The sequence below is a fragment of the Dermatophilus congolensis genome (assembly GCF_900187045.1).
Lineage (GTDB): Bacteria > Actinomycetota > Actinomycetes > Actinomycetales > Dermatophilaceae > Dermatophilus > Dermatophilus congolensis.
Genome location: NZ_LT906453.1, coordinates 617214 through 635394 on the forward strand (window position 1 = coordinate 617214; position 18181 = coordinate 635394).

General features: G+C 61.4%; 16 protein-coding genes. 7 read left to right on the forward strand and 9 right to left on the reverse strand.

Annotated elements, in window-relative coordinates; genetic code table 11:
• Nucleotides 1–29: 29 nt before the first annotated feature.
• Nucleotides 30–1010, reverse strand: a complete 981-nt coding sequence (locus CKV89_RS02620) for a hypothetical protein (RefSeq protein WP_028327491.1) — start codon at nt 1008–1010, stop codon at nt 30–32.
• A gap of 427 nt (nt 1011–1437) precedes the next feature.
• Between CKV89_RS02620 and CKV89_RS02625 the strand changes: the two genes are divergently transcribed.
• Nucleotides 1438–1728, forward strand: a complete 291-nt coding sequence (locus tag CKV89_RS02625) for a PspC domain-containing protein (RefSeq protein ID WP_051277614.1) — start codon at nt 1438–1440, stop codon at nt 1726–1728.
• A 34-nt stretch (nt 1729–1762) separates the two neighbouring features.
• Here the strand turns inward: CKV89_RS02625 and CKV89_RS02630 are convergent, their stop codons facing one another.
• From CKV89_RS02630 to map, 6 genes are all read right to left on the reverse strand, one after another.
• Nucleotides 1763–2383 carry a class I SAM-dependent methyltransferase gene (locus CKV89_RS02630; protein ID WP_034401363.1) on the reverse strand — a complete coding sequence of 207 codons (621 nt, stop codon included), beginning with the start codon at nt 2381–2383 and terminating at the stop codon, nt 1763–1765.
• Nucleotides 2384–2450: 67 nt separating this feature from the next.
• Nucleotides 2451–3125, reverse strand: coding sequence for a SanA/YdcF family protein (locus CKV89_RS02635; protein WP_051277615.1), 675 nt, complete (start codon nt 3123–3125; stop codon nt 2451–2453).
• Nucleotides 3122–4516, reverse strand: coding sequence for a UTP--glucose-1-phosphate uridylyltransferase (locus CKV89_RS02640; protein ID WP_231935427.1), 1395 nt, complete (start codon nt 4514–4516; stop codon nt 3122–3124). Before CKV89_RS02640 ends, CKV89_RS02635 begins: the two co-directional genes overlap by 4 nt.
• 51 nt (nt 4517–4567) lie before the next feature.
• The gene (locus tag CKV89_RS02645) at nt 4568–4978 is read right to left on the reverse strand and encodes a hypothetical protein (RefSeq protein WP_028327494.1); all 411 of its coding nucleotides are present in this window, start codon (nt 4976–4978) and stop codon (nt 4568–4570) included.
• Nucleotides 4978–5364 carry a hypothetical protein gene (locus CKV89_RS02650; RefSeq protein ID WP_028327495.1) on the reverse strand — a complete coding sequence of 129 codons (387 nt, stop codon included), beginning with the start codon at nt 5362–5364 and terminating at the stop codon, nt 4978–4980. Before CKV89_RS02650 ends, CKV89_RS02645 begins: the two co-directional genes overlap by 1 nt.
• A gap of 281 nt (nt 5365–5645) precedes the next feature.
• On the reverse strand, nt 5646–6425 hold the full coding sequence (gene map / locus CKV89_RS02655) for a type I methionyl aminopeptidase (protein ID WP_028327496.1): 780 nt from the start codon (nt 6423–6425) through the stop codon (nt 5646–5648).
• Between the two features lie 380 nt (nt 6426–6805).
• Between map and CKV89_RS02660 the strand changes: the two genes are divergently transcribed.
• From CKV89_RS02660 to CKV89_RS02670, 3 genes are all read left to right on the forward strand, one after another.
• Nucleotides 6806–8029, forward strand: a complete 1224-nt coding sequence (locus CKV89_RS02660; protein ID WP_154657670.1) for an MATE family efflux transporter — start codon at nt 6806–6808, stop codon at nt 8027–8029.
• A gap of 102 nt (nt 8030–8131) precedes the next feature.
• Nucleotides 8132–9046 carry a polysaccharide deacetylase family protein gene (locus CKV89_RS02665; RefSeq protein WP_051277616.1) on the forward strand — a complete coding sequence of 305 codons (915 nt, stop codon included), beginning with the start codon at nt 8132–8134 and terminating at the stop codon, nt 9044–9046.
• A gap of 138 nt (nt 9047–9184) precedes the next feature.
• Entirely contained in the window at nt 9185–9607 is a 423-nt protein-coding gene (locus tag CKV89_RS02670) for a diadenosine tetraphosphate hydrolase (protein WP_231935428.1), read from the forward strand.
• A gap of 139 nt (nt 9608–9746) precedes the next feature.
• Here CKV89_RS02670 and def read toward each other — a convergent pair whose 3' ends face one another.
• Entirely contained in the window at nt 9747–10397 is a 651-nt protein-coding gene (def, locus tag CKV89_RS02675; RefSeq protein WP_231935429.1) for a peptide deformylase, read from the reverse strand.
• A gap of 207 nt (nt 10398–10604) precedes the next feature.
• A complete protein-coding gene (locus CKV89_RS02680; protein WP_034401325.1) occupies nt 10605–11570 on the reverse strand; it encodes an NAD(P)-dependent oxidoreductase in 966 nt (321 codons plus the stop codon).
• A gap of 104 nt (nt 11571–11674) precedes the next feature.
• Here CKV89_RS02680 and CKV89_RS02685 point away from each other — a divergent pair, with 104 nt between their 5' ends.
• The 3 genes from CKV89_RS02685 to CKV89_RS12480 all read left to right on the forward strand — a co-directional run bounded on the left by CKV89_RS02685 (nt 11675) and on the right by CKV89_RS12480 (nt 18095).
• On the forward strand, nt 11675–14809 hold the full coding sequence (locus tag CKV89_RS02685; protein ID WP_324603351.1) for a glycine--tRNA ligase: 3135 nt from the start codon (nt 11675–11677) through the stop codon (nt 14807–14809).
• 313 nt (nt 14810–15122) lie between these two features.
• Nucleotides 15123–16523, forward strand: coding sequence for a lytic transglycosylase domain-containing protein (locus CKV89_RS02690; RefSeq protein ID WP_051277617.1), 1401 nt, complete (start codon nt 15123–15125; stop codon nt 16521–16523).
• Nucleotides 16524–16820: 297 nt separating this feature from the next.
• The gene (locus CKV89_RS12480; protein WP_051277618.1) at nt 16821–18095 is read left to right on the forward strand and encodes a lysozyme family protein; all 1275 of its coding nucleotides are present in this window, start codon (nt 16821–16823) and stop codon (nt 18093–18095) included.
• Nucleotides 18096–18181: the final 86 nt, after the last annotated feature.

Consider the following 18181-nt stretch of genomic DNA (forward strand, 5'->3'; position numbering starts at 1 on the left):
TCAGCAGGCGTTGGCTGCTTGTGCGGGGTTTATCGGGGTGTTCCTTCGAGGCGGTTTCGGGCTTCTTGCACGATGCGTGCTGCGGCGGCTAGGGCGCGGCTTTCGGTGTCGTCTCGGGCTTGTGCTGCGAGCATGTCGGCGCGTAGGCCGCGTAGCAGGGTTGGGAGTGCGTGGCGTACGTCGAGGTCGTCGGTGGCGACGATTTCGCAGGTTGCGAGGTGGTGGACGAGTGCGGTGAGGCTGGTGCGTGCTACTGCGGTGCCGATGTATTTGTCGATGCTTGGTTGGGGTCCTGACTCGAGGCTGTCGAAGAGTGCCCCTCCGGCGATGGATAGGGGGCCGCGGTTTTCGTGGGAGCGCATGAGGGCAATGGCGGCGATGAGTCCGGATTCGTAGCGCACGCACATGGCGTTGGACATTGCTTCGGCGAGGGCTTCGTGGGGGTCGCCTTGGGTGCGGGGGGTTGCTTCGATTCCGCTGTGTCGGGTGGTTTGCCACAAGGTGCGTTGGATATTTCGGTGGGAGCGGACGAGGCGGGTCAGGTCGGTGCTGGAGATGTTGAGGTCTAGGAGTCCGGCTATGTCTGAGATGAGTAGTTCGCTTCGGCGGGCCCAGTGGTGGTGTTGGGGGACGTCGATGGAGAAGAGGAGGTCAAGCAGTACGCGGCGGCGGAGTGTGGCGGATTCGTGTTCAGCGAGGACGTTCAAGGCGGTGCGTAGGCGTTCTGCCAGCCGTACGCCTGTGGTTCCGGGCAGTGCGGTGCTGCTTGTGGGGCCGGTGGGTGGCCGTTCGGTTCCGGTGGTGGGGTAGTGGTTGTCGTATCGGTTGCTGCGTTCGAGTTTGCTGAGGGTGCTGACGGCGTCGAGGCGTAGTGCGTCCAGGCCTTCGAGCTTCAGTTGGGTGATGGCGGGGTCGGAGCGGTAGGCGTCTCGCATCAGGACGTGCAGGCGCGCGAGTCTGATGAGGCATTCGGCGTCGGCAGTCGCGATGAGAGGATTGCGTATACGCACGATGACCTCGCGGGGCAGCAGCGGACATGGGCAGGGTGGGCTTCGCTGGAACGTCACGCCCGTGTGAACCGGTCCCCTATTCCGGTGTTGCTACCGCTGCGGCCCGTTGTCTGGACCTCGAGCACTTCGACGATGGGCGAAGCTAACAGCAATCTCGTTAGACCAGTGGTTTGTTCGCGACCTGGGTTGGGTCGCGGCCGCTGGAACGATAGTTGCGGTCACTCTGTGAGTGAGCCTACTCGTCGTGTGTCCCACGGGGCTGAGGCGTGGCTTCCTTGGTGGTCAAGATCGGGTAAATGAGTTGTCTGTGATGGGTTGGTTTTTCTGGTGTCGGAAAGCTTCGCTCCTGGTGAGGAACGGGGCATGATGGGGGTGTGGGCGTGGCTGTGGCCTCGCGTGGGTTGTGTTCTTGCTGAAGGAGTCTGCTGTGCAAAGTGTGCGTAGGTCGCTATACAAGATGGGTTTGGTCCGCGACACGGACCGTGGCTGGTTGGGTGGAGTGTGTGCTGGCCTGGCTGGCAAGTTCGGTATGGACGTGAAATTGATGCGGGTGTTGGTGTTTGCGGGCATGGTGGTGGTGCCAGGAAGCCCAGCAGTTCTGTATCCGATTATGTGGGTTTGTATGCCACGCCAGGACTGGCGTCCTGGCGTGGCGGGCCGGGATTCGATGCCGGTTATTGGCTACAGTCCCCAGGACTATGTGCCACCTCGCCGTTGACCTGTGCGTTGGGTGGGGTAGGGGTGTTGGTGTTTTAGGAGCGGCGTAGTACTGCCACGAGGAAGTTTCCGTTTTCGTACGGTTGGAGATCCCAGGTGGCCAGGTTCAGGGATGGAGTCAGTCCTGCTTGGGCTGCGTCGTGGAAGAATTCGTCGAATTCGTATCCGCGTCCTGCGCCGAATCCGATGACCGCTCGTCCAGCGGGTGTCAGGTGTGCTGCCAAGCGGGTGAGTACGCGTTGGCGAGTGCTGGGGGCCAGGAAGGTCATGACGTTGCCAGCGCACACGATCAGGTCGAATGGGTCGGTGATCTCATGTGCGGGCAGGTCGAGGGCTGCGAGGTTTTCGGTGATCCAGGTGGCTTGGGGGTAATCCTGGCGTGCTGCCTCGATGAGGACAGGGTCGCCGTCGACGCCCACTACGGTGTGCCCTTGTTGGGCGAGGTAGCCTCCGACGCGTCCGCTGCCACATCCGGCGTCCAGGATTCGGCAGCCACGGGTGGCCATGGCGTCGATGAGTCGGGCTTCGCCGAAGATGTCTTCACCGTTGGCGCTCATGGTGCGCCAACGGTCGCGGTACCAGATGGAGTGGTTGGGGTTCTGGGCGATGATGTTGTCCCAGGCGCTGGGTTCGTAGTCGTTGGTGGGCGCGGTCATGGAGGCCTCTTTTGGTAGGGGTGGTGATTGGTTGCTGCGTTGCACCCTACGTGGATGTGTTGGGTGGTTATCGGCGGTGTATCTGTCCCATGGTGAGGTCGGTCAGGGTGCGCGTGGCGGCTTTGATTCCGGCGAAGAGTTCACGGATTTCGCCTTCGGCCCATTCAGCTGAGGTGTTGGTGGTGTCGTCGGCGATGCCGATGGCGTCAATGCCGGCGGCGCGGGCTAGGGCTACAGCGCGAGGTAGGTGGAAGCGTTGTGAGACGACGTACATCTGGGTGATGCCGGCCTCAGCGGCGTTACGCATGGAGGCATAGGTGTTGATGCCGATGGGGTCGTGGTCGATTTTGTCTGCGGGGATTCCGTGTTCGCGTAGGTAGTTGGCCATGGTGGTGGTTTCGCCTAGGCCCCCGGAGTTGCCGTCGCCGGTGACGAGGATGCGTTCGGCGAGGTTGGCGTTCCACAGTTGTAGAGCAACATCGAGGCGGGCAGCCAGGAACGGGCTGGGGCGTCCTTCGGGATAGGCCTGGGCGCCGAGAACCATGACGGTGGCTGGGTGTAGGCCCTCGTTGGTGGGGCGGTCGGTTGTGATGCCGAGTTGGTGGGTGGAGAAAACACGCCATTGGGAGGCTCGATAGATCCACAAGCTGGATCCGGCCATGGCGAGGCTGATGCCTCCGAGCGTGACGCCAGTGGTGAGCAGGGTGTAGACGAGGGGTTTTGGCAGTGTGGTGTTTTTCATGGCAAATGCGTTCCGGCAGGAACGGTTCTAGCTCCGTCGTGTTCTGTGGCGGTCAGGGTGGTTGTTCCGGTGATGACGATGTCGTTTTCGAATGTCCAGTCACCTTCAATGGTGAGGGATTCTGCCTGGCGTAGGGAAGGCGGTCCGGCGGGGAAGCGTGCTTCGAAGTCGGCGATTTTCTTGTAGTGGTTGGGGTCTAGGGTGATGGTGGGGGCGGTGTTGGCGGTCATGACCAGGTGTCCGTGTGCGTCTCGGTGGTAGACGTCGGAACGGATGAGCAGGAGCTCGTTGGTGGTTTTGACTGGAAGGAAACGGGATCGGGGGACTTCGATGGCGGTGGCGTCGTCGAAGATTTCGATGGCTGCGCCCATGGCAGATTCGATTTGGATGACGGGGGTGGTGGTGGCGTCTTTGGGGTCGACCGTTTTTCGGTTGGTGATCATAGGCAGGCCGATGGCGCCGTTTTTGTGTTGGAGGGTGCGCAGAAGTGCAGGCAGGTGGAGCCAGAGGGTGTTGGTGTTGAAGTAGGCGTGCTTGGTGATGTCTTGGAAGTCATCGAGGTCTTCGGGCAGGGTTTGGGCGACTTCGCGTAGGACGAGCCGGTTGTCGCTGAGTCGTTGGGCGAGGTGGCCGCCTTTGCGGTCCATTGGGGTGCGTTTGCACACTTCCATGGCAAAGGCTGATCCGGTGGAGGCGAACCAGCCCGCTAGTTGGGCATTGGGTGCGGCTCCGAGGTTGTCTGCGTTGGAGACGTTGGCGTATTCGTATCCGGCTTCGATGAGTTGTTCGAGGATGCCGGTGTCTAGCAGCGAGGGGTAGAGGTCGCCGTGGCCAGGTGGGCACCATTCGAGGGCGGGGTCGGTGGGCCAGCTGACTGGTTCAAGGGTGTTGGCGTGGAGCTTGGGTTCTTGGGATTGCAGGAAGTCAATAGGTAGGTCTTCGACGGCTAGGTGAGGGTATTTTTTCAGGGCTTGGAGGGTGTCGGTTTGGGTGTTGAAGCTGTTCATGAACAGCAGGGGGAGGGGGGCTGCGTAGGTTGCGCGGGCTTTGGTGATTTGGTCGACGATGATGTCGAGGAAGTTCATGCCCTCGCGCACAGGCAGCAGTGTTTTGGCTTTGTCTAGGCCCATGGAGGTGCCTAGGCCGCCGTTGAGTTTGATGATGACGGTTTTTTTCAGGGCGGCGGCGTCGGCTTCGGGGTCGCTGCTTCTTTCGGCGAGGGTGGGCAGTTCCCGGATAGGGGTGATGCTCTCTTCGGGGATGAGTCCGGTGCTGCCGGAAGCGAGTTGATGGTAGTAGGACTCGAATGTGGCGATCGCTGCGGGGCTAGCTCCGGCGTCCTGCATTTTTTGGCGTGCGTGCTGTAGTCCGGGAGGCGTGATCGCTGTCATGGCCCGATCTTAGGTGTGGATGAGTGGTTTGGGCGGGGGTCTGCTGGTGGGTCAGGGTGTGTTGCGTGGGGGAGCGGTGCGGCGCAGCCAACGCAGCACAAGGACGGGCAGGATGAGGGGTAGGAGTAGGTATCCGATGCCGTAGTAAGACCAGACGGTGGCGCGGGGAAAGAGCTGGGGCTGGAGGATGCTCAGGGTGCCGATGATGAGCACGCCCGCTAGCTCGATGAGGCATATGGTGCGCAGCGCGGCGCGGGAGCCTGGGTGTCCCCAGCGCAGGAGAAGCACCAGCGCGATGACGTAGATGGTGGCTGACAGGGCCGAGAGAGTGTAGGCCAAGGGTGCTTGGGCGGCGTTGGTCGCTAGCTGGTAGACGGCGCGTGAGGTGGCGCCAACGGCGAAGACGCCATAGATGAGGGTGAAGAGGCGTCCAGGGCCGGAGGTCGTGTCGGTGGTGTTCATCAGTGACTCACGTTGAGGTAGCCGAATGGGATTCCGAGGGTTTGGACTTGGCGGATGAGCATGAAGGTGGCGATGAGGGTGGCAACGCCGATGATCGCTAGTCCCCAGCGGTCGAGCTTTTTGTAGGTGAGGGCGAAGCCAGCGGGAACGATCAAAGGGGTGCTGATGAGGTAGCTGATGTGCGTTGCGATGCTTGGGATGTGGTGGGCTTCGCCAGTTATGAGGGCGATGATGTCGACGATGACACCAGCAAGGACCACGAGGGTGCAGATAGCGGTTACTGCCAGGCCGATAGGGCGGGGAATGGCAGGTGGAATAGCCAGCAGGAGGGTTAGGCCAGCCAAGCAGGCGGTGATGATGGAGATGGCTTCGAGGGCTGCGATCATTGCGGCGCGGCTCCTGCGTGTGGACGGGCGGGGTAGCCCCCACTGTACGTCCGAAAATTAGTGAAATTTTTTCTTGGACGGGTGTAACACTTCGGTGGCGGTGCCGATGTAGAGAGTGTCAGCGCGGGCGCGGCTACGGGGAAGCGAAGTCGTTCGTGTTGATGCGAGTCAGTGACGTAAGGGGGATCGCGTCACTGGTTCTACTGGGAGGGATCGTGACGGCCCGGCTTAGCTCGGTGGGGGAACCGAGTTGGCCGGGCCTCACACGTGTTACGGGGTGATTAGACGCCATCGGGTCGTGCTGTCAGCACGATCGGGCCTTCTTCTGTGATGGCGACGGTGTGTTCAGAGTGGGCACCGCGTGAGCCGTCTTTGCTTCGCAGGGTCCAGGTGTCTTCTGGGTCGGTGTAGATCTCGTGGGTTGTGGCCATTAGCCACGGTTCGATCGCGATGACCAGGCCGGGTCGCAGTTTCAATCCGCGGCCGGGGCGGCCATCGTTGGGCACGTGTGGTTCTCCGTGCATGGTTCGGCCTACCCCATGTCCCCCGAACTGGGTGTTCACGCTGTACCCCTGCGAGCGGGAGTACTCCCCGATAGCTGCGGAGATGTCGCCGAGTTTGTTTCCCACACGTGCTTTGTCGATCGCGCGGCAGAGGGCCTCTTCGGTGGTGGCGATGAGTCGTTGGTCTTCTTCGCGGGGGGTCCCCACAATGATCGAGCGTGCCGAGTCAGCCACCCAGCCATCGACAGACACCGCGAAGTCCAAGCACAACAAATCTCCATCTTGGAGGACCTGGTTTCGGGGGCGCCCGTGGAGGACAGCGTCGTTGACCGACAGACAGATCACGTGACCGAACTTCGAGCCACCGAAGCTGGGGTGATAGTCCAAGTAACAGCTCTGCGCGCCCCGCTCTTTAACCAGTTCGTGTGCACGTGCATCAATGTCGAGCAGGTTGTCTCCCACTCGCACTTCGGCGGCTAGCGTCGCCAATGTCGCGGCAACGAACTCACCGGCCGGACGCATCGCCTCGATCTCGGCAGCAGTGCGGTACTCGAGCATCCACATTCCCTTTCTTATGGTTCATCACGCCCCACTTACCCGCTCACGGCCAGCCCAACTCTGTGCGCGGTTGCTGTGACAGACAATTCCGGCGCATTCAGGCCCCCATATCCCTATGTGGGTGCATCGGGGATAGACCACTGCCTGGCGGCCTCACTAGACTCCAATACGCTGCTCACGAGATGCGAGCAGCTAGCCGCCCGAACATGATCCTTGTGTCTTACGGCGGTATGAATGGGGTCGTTATCACCAGGCTACGCGGGGGGAGCGCACTGGTGAAGACCCACTCACCAGCGGGGGAATGGACGGTATAGGTGCGCAAACTAGCAACGCGTGCAAGCTGGAATCTGATTGACCAGGGGGTCTACTCACTGGCCAACATGTTCCTGAGCATCGTGGTGGCGCGCCACGTCGGAGACGAATCTTTTGGTGCCTTCGCCATCGGGTTCCTTATCTACGGCATCGGAGTAGCAGTCGCGAAGTCTGCCTCCGGCCAACCCCTGCAAATTCATCACAGTGCAGACAGCATCGAACAGTTCCGAGAAGCCACCGCACGCGCCAACGGAGCCACTCTCGCGATGGGGCTGCTCGGCTCAGCTATCTGCCTGCTGGCCGGGCTCGGTATCGGAGGGGCAGTCGGTCACGTACTTCTCGCACTGGCGCCATGCCTACCCGCCCTCATGGTGCAGGACAACTTCAGGATGGCGTTCTTCGCCAACGGGCAACCCCACTTAGCTGCCCTCATCGACGTGATCAAAGCGGTCCTGCAGTTCGGATTCCTCTTCGCTCTTGTTGCCCTCGGCTGGACCGAAGTTGGCATCCTCACTCTCAGCTGGGGAGTAGCTGGAGTTCTGTCAGCCATCGTTGGCGCGTTGCTGCTGCGCAGCTGGCCTCGACTCAGCGCCACCGGCGACTGGTTCCGCGACAAACGTGACCTGGTCAAGTACCTCTTCGGTATGTATGTCCTCGGGCTCGGCGCAGCACAGCTAGGGCAGCTACTCATCCCCGTTTTAGGCAGCACCCGCGACTCCGGATCAATCCGTGGCGTGGACACCCTGCGCGGCCCACTCAATGTTCTGGGCCAGGCTGCGCTCGCATTCGCTGTGCCGGAGATCTCTCGTCGCGCAGAGATGGGGCCCAAAGCCCGCATGCGCGGGATGTGGGCGCTGTCCATCGGGACAGGGCTTCTTTCAGCGTTCTACGTGACTGTTTTGCTGCTTATCCCGCACGATGTGGGCCTAGCCCTTTTGAACGAAACCTGGGATGGCACCCGCGAAGTGATCCTGCCCATGGGTGTCCTTTCTGTTGTAGCGAGCTTCACCTCCGGGGCAGGCGCGTTGCTGCTGGGTATGGGGCTAGCTCGCCGCACATTCCGCATCAACGTGCTTAAAGCCCCGCTTTTGCTGGCGATGCTCATTCCGGGAACGTACTTTTGGGGGGCGTTCGGTGCGGCCTGGTCGATGGCGCTCGCGGAGATCATCATCATGCCGTTCTGGTATTGGGCTGCCATCCGGGGTGCTTACGGTCACTATGACCATGAGATTGAGCGTGATCACGCCTCTGAGGCTTCTGCTGAAAAAACGAAGGAAGACAACGCCTCCTGAGCGCAGGGCTCGGCGCGTCGATAGGGTCGCTGCGGTATCCGCTGACGTTGCATGCATACCCTTCCCGTGTATAGACGATGACACGGGAACAGGTGATTCACGATGGAGACCCCCCTCAACGACACGCCTACGCTCACCCGCCGCACAGTGATCAGCGGAGCCTTAGGGGTAACTGGCCTGGCATGCCTAAGCGCCTGCGGAGCAAACAACAAAACCGCAGACCAAGGCACAAACGGCCACAACGACTCGTCTTCTACACAAAACCCAACAAACACCCCCGGTACACCTGCCCAAATGGCAGCCCGAACCATCGTTCCCGTCCTGTGCTACCACCAGGTTCGCGACTGGACCAGCGAAGACACCGAGTACACACGCAGCATCCTCGTGCTTCCCCCAGACAGGTTCTCCGCACAGCTAGACGCCATCAAAAACGCTGGCTACACCACCATCTCTGGTGACCAGTACCACCAACACATCACGACAGGTGCACCGTTACCACCCAAACCAGTGATGCTCACCTTCGATGACGGCAAAGACAACCAACACGCACACGCCTTCCGCATCCTCAAAGAAAAAGGCATGACCGGCACCTTCTTCATCATGACCGTCGTAATCGGCAACAACGGATGGGTCACCAAAGCCAACATCAAAGAAATGGCCGACGCCGGAATGACCATCGGTGCCCACACCTGGGACCACCACCGCGTCGACCAATTCACCCAATCCCAGCTGCAACAACAACTTCTCGGCCCCAGACAAACACTGGAAAAAATCACCGGGAAACCCGTTCTCGACCTCGCCTACCCCTATGGAGTCTGGGACGCTGATGGCGCCGACCTAGTGAAAAAAGCCGGATATCGGGCGGCTTACCAACTTCAAGACAAACCCGTTGACCCAACCCGGCCGCTCTACACCATCCGCCGCCAACTCGCTGGCGCCACAATCACTGCCGAAAACATGCCAAAGACCCTGCAAGGATTCGCCACCGCCGGGAAAGACTCTCGCTACAGCGGCTAGGTCGCCGGTCTCGAAGCGCTCCGCAGCAGACGCGCGCCGCCCCTAGAAGGACAGTAGGGTGACCGCATGCACACCGAGGCGGAGAACTGGCGGTCCGATCGCGTTGGCTCTGCCCTGCGCGGAGAGAACCCCACGGTCATGAGGCGCTTACCTACGGGATTTGCCGTCATCGGTGACGCGCAACACTTCCCTGGATACTGCGTCCTCATCACCGATGACCCGCAGGCCACCTCCATCACAGATCTTCTCGTCTCCAAACAGGAAGCATTCCTCGCCGACGCTGCCCTCCTAGCCCGCGCCGTCGAGAAGGTAATGCGTGGACGCGACCCGCAGTTCCGCCGGATCAACATTGAGATCCAGGGCAACACCGACGCATTTCTGCATGCTCACGTCACCCCACGATTCGATTGGGAGCCTCAGCCATGCGTCCGCTGGCCCGCTGCTCTGACCTGGTGGGAGGGCATCCCGGACATCGAAACCTGCGGGCTCGGCCCCCAGCACAACGATCTCCGCTCCGAGATCGAATCAGCCATCGATGAAGAATGCGCCAGGCGTCGATAAACCAGATCCCAGGGCTGGCCCAGTCGAAGGCCACCTTCGACCTGAACTGACCGACTGCGGCAAAAGAGGACGGCGGTGGTCAAGACTCTGCCGTCCGAAATGACAGGCCGCCCCGGCATCCCGCAGCGGCCCACCACGATCAAGCAGTAGCAGGCGGGTTAGCGGACTGCACCTCAGGACCTGTCGACTTGCCTAGATCCTCAGCGTTTTCGTCCCACTCCTGCCACGTCTCGTGACGTTTCTCATCACTTTCGGCCAGAGCGCCCTGCAAGGCATCCTCGTCCAAGTGATCGACATACAAAATGCCGTTCAAATGGTCGATCTCATGCTGCAGGCAGCGAGCAAACAGCCCCACACCCTCCAGATGAATCGGGTTACCCCGAATGTCGAAACCATCTGCACGCACCCGCGTAGGACGCGTCAACTCAGCAAACGCACCCGGAACAGACAAACAACCCTCTTTGTCTGTCACCGTCTCGTCCTCATCCAGCACCGTGTAAGTCGGGTTGCACATGTGACCCACATGCCGCACCTCATACGCGTCAGGGCAGTCATACACAAACAGCCGCAACCCCACACCAACCTGCGTGGCAGCCAACCCCACCCCGTTAGCGCACTCCATCGTCGCGAACATGTCATTGACCAGTTCGCGCAACTCTTTAGAGCCAAAATCAGTGACGTCAGCAGCAGGCTCGTGCAGCACGCTTTCCCCACGCACCGTAATCCGCAACCGCTTACCTCGCCGCACCTCCACCAAAGGATCCGGCAGCTTATTCACAGGCTCACCCATGAACCGAGGCCGAGAATCCCGACCTCCCACCAGCGACGATGAACGCGACTGGTCACGGCTGAACGATCCAAAAGAGGAAAAGCTGGGGCACATGTAAACCATTGTCCCCGATCCGTGCCCCACGGGAAGACCAGCACGAGCGCCGCGCCGACAACACCTCTAACCAACTCGCCCAAGCCCGGCCAATCCCCTAGAAGTTCGCAAGATCTACATACCGCTGGGCGTATGGCACACATTCCGCAACGGACGCCCCTGACGCAGCGCCATCACGTTCTGCACAATCAACTCATCCGCGCCCAACGGTCGCCCACCAGCAGCATGCGGCGTAATAAACACATTCGGCGCACTCCACAGCGGTGAATGCGATGGCAGCGGCTCCACCGAAGCAACATCCAACGCCGCACCCCCCAAACGTCCCTGACGCAACGCCGCCACCAACGCATCCTCATCCACCGTCGACCCGCGCCCCACATTCACCACCAACGCCGTATCAGGCAACAAATCAATCACCCCCGCATCCAACGCCTTCGCTGTCGAGGCAGAATGCGGCAACACCATCACCAACACATCAGTACGCGGCAACACTGACGCGAACTGATCCGAGGTCACCACCGGAAAACCCGCACGCTCACCGGCAGAACGCGCAACCCCCGTCACCTGCGCACCCAACGCCTGCAGCACCGGCGCCAACGTCTGACCAATGCTGCCAAACCCCCACACCGTCACCCGCGCACCAATCAGCGTGGTCGCCCGACCGTCTCCACGACGCATCGTCTGCACACCACCAATGTCCTCATTCCACTCACAACGCTCCTGGCTCACCCACGCTTGCGGGAACTGCCGCAGCAACGCCAAAACCAGCGCAAGAGCATGCTCAGCCACCGGACGATCATGCAGACCAACACCGGTACAAACCGTCACATCCTCCCCAAACTCTGCAGCCAACACCGCATCCGGGCCAGCCGCTAACGCCTGCACTAACCGAAGATCGTTCATTCTGGCCGCAGCATCGGCCAACACCTGCGGCCCCTGCCCCCACACCACCAACACCTGCGCATCACGATGCTGCGGCGGCACCCCACCGGATCCGGAATACCGCACCACCTCCACCCCAGAACCAGCCGGGAAAATCGGCGCAGGACCGGTGTATTCCACAGGAAGCAAAACCTTCATCAATGAACCCCTCACTCAGCAACGTTGCATCAACCACGTTCACCCCCACCCCACACCGCGCGCAATAGACACGCCCACAAACACAACTGCACACCACGCACAGCGTGGCCACCGCAGCACGCCCGGAGATCGGTAGGCTGAGCAGCGTGCTGACGATGCAAGACGCCCTCATCAAGCTCAACGAATACTGGACCGAGAAAGGCTGCCTCACATGGCAGCCAAATAACACCGAGGTCGGTGCCGGAACGATGAACGCCGCCACCGTTCTACGTGTACTTGGCCCCGAACCTTGGGACGTCGCATACGTCGAACCGTCAGTGCGCCCCGACGACTCTCGCTACGGCGAAAACCCCAACCGTCTCCAAACCCACACCCAATACCAAGTCATCCTCAAACCCGAACCAGGCGACCCCCAAGAGCTCTACCTCGGCAGCCTCGAAGCCATCGGCATCGACCTGGACGCCCACGACGTCCGCTTCGTCGAAGACAACTGGGCCCAACCCGCCATCGGAGCCTGGGGACTTGGGTGGGAAGTCTGGCTCGACGGAATGGAAATCACACAATTCACCTACTTCCAGCAAGTAGGCGGCCAAACCTTGGACCCCATCCCTGTAGAACTCACCTACGGGATGGAACGCATCATCATGGCCCAACAAGGCGTCACCGACTTCAAAGACATCGTCTACGCCATCAAACCCAACGGCGAACACATCACCTATGCGGACGTATTCCTCCAACAGGAATACGAAATGAGCCGCTACTACATCGATGAAGCAGACGTTCAGGCTAACCACGCCCTCTACGAACACTACGTCGCCGAAGCCCAGCGCATGATCGACGCGCGCCTTCCCGTCCCGGCACACCAGTACGTGCTCAAATCCAGCCATGCCTTCAACATTCAGGACTCCCGCGGAGCAATCTCCACCACCGAACGAGCCAAAGCATTCGGCACCATGCGTCGCCTTATGCGCGACACTGCGGCCCTATGGATCGAACGCCGTGAAGAACTCGGTCTGCCGCTCATGCGTGAAACCCCACGTAGCGAATTCACCCGCGAACCCCTCGACACCACAGCCCTGCCATCCACGCCACAAACCCTCGCTGTGGAAATCGGTGTCGAAGAACTACCACCGCACGTTCTTCCCCAAACCATCGACGCCGTCCGCGAAGCTCTCACCACAAAGCTCGCCGCCACCCGCCTGAGCCACGGCAACATCACCGTTGAAGGCACCCCCCGCCGCATCGTTGCCATCATCAACGACCTCGCCGCCGTTGAACCCGACGCCGAACAACTACGCAAAGGCCCCAAATGGAGCGCTGCGTTCGACGCCGAGGAAAACCCCACCCGCGCACTGCAAGGCTTCATGCGCGGTCAAGGAGTCACCGCAGAACAGATCATCAAAGCCAGCATCGGCGGCAACGACCACGCCGCCGTCGCTGTGAAAATCGCTGGCCGGGGTGTACTCGAGGTCGCCAGCGAAATCATCACCGAAACCATCGAATCCCTCCGCGCTGAAAAGAACATGCGCTGGAACGACCCCAACCTATCGTTCTCCCGCGCCATCCGCTGGCTTGTAGCGCTCTGGGGATCGAGCGTCGTACCCGTCGACGTCTCTAACGTGCACTCCGGACGGCGCACCTACCTGCAACGCACCACCGCAAGCACCGCCGCCACCGGCCGCCGCGCAGACGGAGCTGCCGTCGGATGGGTCGACATCCCCGACGCGGACTCACTTACCAGCACCATCTGCGCCGGGCACATCGAGCTATCCACCCAAGCGCGCCGCGACGCCATCATCGAACAAGCCACCGCCCTTGCCGCCGAAGTCGGCGGAACCATCGACTTCGACACCTACGCCGAACTCGTCGACGAAATCACCAACCTCGTCGAAGACCCCCACGGCGTCCTCGGGCACTTTGACGAGCGCTACCTAGACCTACCCGAGAAGGTGCTCGTCACCGTCATGCGCAAACACCAGCGCTACCTGCCTGTCTATGGCCCCGACGGCACCCTCAAACCCCACTTCGTCACCATCGCCAATGGTCTATGCGACGACAACGTCGTCCGCGCCGGAAACGAATCCGTCATCCGTGCCCGCTACGAAGACGCCCTGTTCTTCTGGAACAGCGATCTAGCCGAAGACACTCTCGAATCATTCATCCCCGGCCTAGAAAAACTCACCTTCGAGAACCGCCTCGGCTCGGTAGGTATGCGCGCCCGCCGCATCGCCGACGTGGCCACTACGCTCAGCACACATCTGGAACTCACCGACATTGAACGAGACACCCTCGCCCGCGCAGGAACACTCGCCAAATTCGACCTCGCCAGCAAAATGGTTGTCGAAATGAGCTCACTTGCTGGGTTCGTTGCCCGCGAATATGCCCGCATCAAAGGCGAAACCGAGGCTGTAGCGACTGCCCTGGCTGAAATGGAAGAGCCACACACCTCTGCGGACCCAGTACCAGCCACCCTTCCCGGCAGCCTGCTAGCCCTGGGGGATAGGTTCGACCTGCTGTCAGCCATGTTCGCTGTCGGAGCCAAACCCACAGGTTCCTCAGACCCCTACGGGCTACGCCGCGCCGCACTCGGCGTGGTCCGCATTCTGCGCGAGGCAGCAGGTACCCCGCTTGCCGGAATCACCATCGCCGATGGTCTAGCAGCTGCGCTGGAACGGCTACGCAAACAAGGAATCGAACCCGTTGACGGCGCCGCCCAAGCCGCGCTGGACTTCACAATCGGTCGTTACGCCCAACTGCTCCGCGATGAAGGCACCCCCGCGGAGGTCATCACCGCGATCCTGCCCGCCGCGAACGCACCCGGACGAGCCGCTGAACTCCTCAACCAGATCACCGAGCTCATGAACTCCGATAGCACCAGCCACGAGTTCACTGACGTGGTCGCAACCATGGTGCGCATCGTGCGCATCATCCCCGCCGGCACAAACGCCGGAATTGACCACGACCACCTAAACGAACCCGCTGAAAAAGCCCTCGCGAACGAGGTCCAATCCCTCCAGAGCGCCGGACACTGCCCCGCCAGCTCCTCGCTGACGGATTTCGTGCACTCTGCAGGAACGCTCGTCACAACAGCGGCGACATTCTTTGATGACATCCTCGTCATGGCCCAGGACCCAGCAGTGAAAGCAGCCCGCCTAGGACTGCTCGCCAGCGTTCTTGACCTCGCTCCCGAAGGCATCGACTGGAAAGCCGTAGACATCGCTCTCACCCAACGCGGATAACCAGCAAATAAACCAGAAAAAGGGTGGGGCATCCATGGAGTCCATGGATGCCCCACCCTTTTTCTTAAGAAAACTTCTTCAACAAGCCCTCGAGTGCCACCGGTCTTAAATACAACCCACCACCCACACAGCTCGCGCTATGAAACTGCATTTGCCCACGCCAACCACATAGAGCCGCCACAGACATCACAACTTGAAAAGACACCTCGCAATTTATAGGCGAGTTGGATACGACAATGCGGGACTCAAACGCCCTCACCCCGTTGAATGGTGAAAACCACCAGGGACAAGTCGTGAGGGGCTGACACAGCTGATGTTGGGCGGATTCGCACGTAACCGGAAAAACCACGAGAACCGTGCCGCGGATGCACATCACGCCAAAACCACCAGCAATCACAACCCCAACGAAACCAGCACCCCAGCCACACCCAACACCAAAATCATCAAACTCACCCGCGGGCACATCAGCGGAGTAGTAGCAGGACTCGCCGCAGCTGGCATCGTCACCACTGGTGTGCTCAGCGTCGGAGCAGCCACCACCACGCCACCGACAGCCACAACCCCGGCCATCTCCACCTCACAGGCCACCACCCCCAGCGGGCGTCCCCTCACCCCCGTAGAAGCAGCACAACTCGTCCAAGCTGCGATGAAGACCGCCTCCGCCGCAGCCGTGCCCCCAGCAAGCAAAGTCACCGCTGCCCCCGTGAACGGCACCATCCCCGCACGCATGGTCCTGGCCTACAAACGGGGCGAAGCCCTGGCCGCTAAACGCGCACCCTCCTGCAAAATGCCCTGGTGGCTCCTCGCCGGAATCGGCCGTGTTGAATCCGGACACGCATCCAACGGCGACGTCGACGCCAACGGAGTCACCCGAACCCGAATTCTCGGCCCACGCTTAGACGGCCAAACCCCAGGAATCGCCCGCATCAACGACACCGACCACGGTGCCCTCGACGGCGACACACTCTTCGATCGAGCAGTTGGCCCCATGCAATTCATCCCCGGCACCTGGAACGCAGGTGCCGGCACAGATGGCAACGCAGACGGAACCGCAAACCCCTCCCAAGTTGACGACGCTGCTGCCAGCGCTGCCCTGTACCTATGCGGTGGCGGCGGAAAAATGACCAACAGCACCGACCTCGCCAAAGCCATCCTGCGCTACAACAACTCAAGCCAATACGTTCAAGACGTCATCGCCGGAGCCATGGCCTATCGAGATGGCCGCGCCCCAGTCACGCCACCGCGTGAAGTCCACGCAGTACCAAGCAAAACCGCAGGCACCACCGCTCCAGCAACTCGCCCTGCCCCCACCGCTTCTCCCACGAGCACCAAACCCACTGCCACCAGCAAGCCCACCACACCTACCAAGAAGCCCACCACACCTACCGCCACACCCACCACACCGCGCCCGCCAGCCACAACACGGCCCAAGCCAACACCTACCACGCCCGCGCCCACCACGGCGAGGCCTACCCAACCAGCCCCCACTTCCACCACACCAACTAGCCCCAACCCCACCTCCACCACCACGCCCAGCACCCCCACCACACCCCTGCCAACCTGCCGTCTCAACCCCACTGCCAGCCCGACGTGGACCCCTGGCCCCGGGGAACCCACCATCGACTGGGCAGAACCTGACTACGCGAAACTGCCTGTCTGTGAGAAGGATCAACTTCCCTTCCCAACCCCCACAGCCTCACCCTCCTCAAGGTGACCTGAATAGGCTCAGGGATGCCTCAGAAACGCTTGTAGCAGCGACGCTGCCTTCACCGCGCATTCCAATATCCGAGAAGACACGCCGTCAATCTCGATATTGACTTGCCCAGCGCACAAGCGAACTGGGGCCAGGGTTCCGTCAAACCGCCACCTGCAGGTAGGTTGGCCCCGAAAAACTTCCATGCACCGGATGTGACTGCTCGATTCCCCCGGTGCCCGCTTCGTGCTGTCTCATCGCCCTCCCCTCACAGGTGGTCGACGAACCAACTCAGGCGGAATCGAGCCAGGAGAAGAAATGCAAGAGTCTGACGAAGTCACCAGGCTAGGGGAGAGCGACACCTCCAACAGGCGCGGGGGTCGACGCAAAGCCCTCGCCATTGGTGCCAGTGCTATCGCAGTTGTCGTGACAGGAGGCCTGGTCGCCGCCGCATTCGCGGATCGAACCGAGACCCCCCGATCCATGCCCCGCGCCAGTAGCACCCCCCACTACGTCGCTCTATCTTCATACGGCCATCCCCTGTCCATCACCGACAGCAAAGTCAAACAAACCCTCAAAGACGCCCAAGGCGCACTAGCCGGAAATATCACCGCACCACAAAACGCCAACAACTCTGGCCCCATCCCACCCCGCGCCTTGGCCGCCTACCGCCGCGCAGAAGCAGCAGCAAACACCGAATTTCCCCGCTGCCATGCCGCCTGGTGGATGCTCGCAGGCATCGGAAAAATCGCCAGTGACCACGGCGCAGGAACCACCTACGACGCCGCTGGCACCACCGTCGCCCAGATCCGTGGCGTACGCCTGGATGGTCGCAGCATCGGCACCGCCCTGGTTCTTGACACCGACTCCGGAAAACTTGACGGAGACGGCAACTACGATCGCCCCATGGGGCCACTGCAGTTCCTACCAGGCAGCTGGTACCTCGACGCCCACGATGGCAACGCCGACGGCACCGCCAACCCCGACAACATCGACGACGCCGCCTTCACCGCCGCGGCCGCGATTTGTCGAGGTGGAGACGACCTCAACAACGCTGAAGGACTCGCCCGCGGCCTCTACCACTACACCAACGACCCAGCCACCGTAGGTGCCATCCTCTCCTGGGGAAACCACTACAAGAACACCCTGCACCCTGACCCAGCCACCTCCGTGCCCTCCACCGGCACCCGGGCACCCAACGTGAGCACCAGCCCTCGCCCCAGCGACAACGACAACACCTCCTCGGGTAAAGAAACAAACAAACCCAAAGGAAAACGTCCCGACATCATCGCCCCGAACGAGCCGCCCGTACCTGGACGCCCCACTCGCCGCCCCACTCCGCCGCGCCCTGAAGGTTCACGGCCCAAACCACCCTCCTCGCCCCAGACACCCAGGCCACCACGCGACAAAACTCCTGACGACCGCTGGACGCCCCCGCCGCCACCACGGGACAACGTTCCGCCAGCGCCACCCCTGCCACCAGCGGAGGACGACCCGCCTTACAACCCGCCGGAAGCCTCCCCGCCCCGCTCCAAAACCCCTGTAGTACCAGCAAACTCGCAATCGCCAGGGAATCTGAGCGGACAGATTTAAAAAACCGAAAACTCACCCCGGTCATGCGGTCAACCACTCGTACAGTTGACCGCATGACCGACGCCACCAACCACCGCCTGCGCACC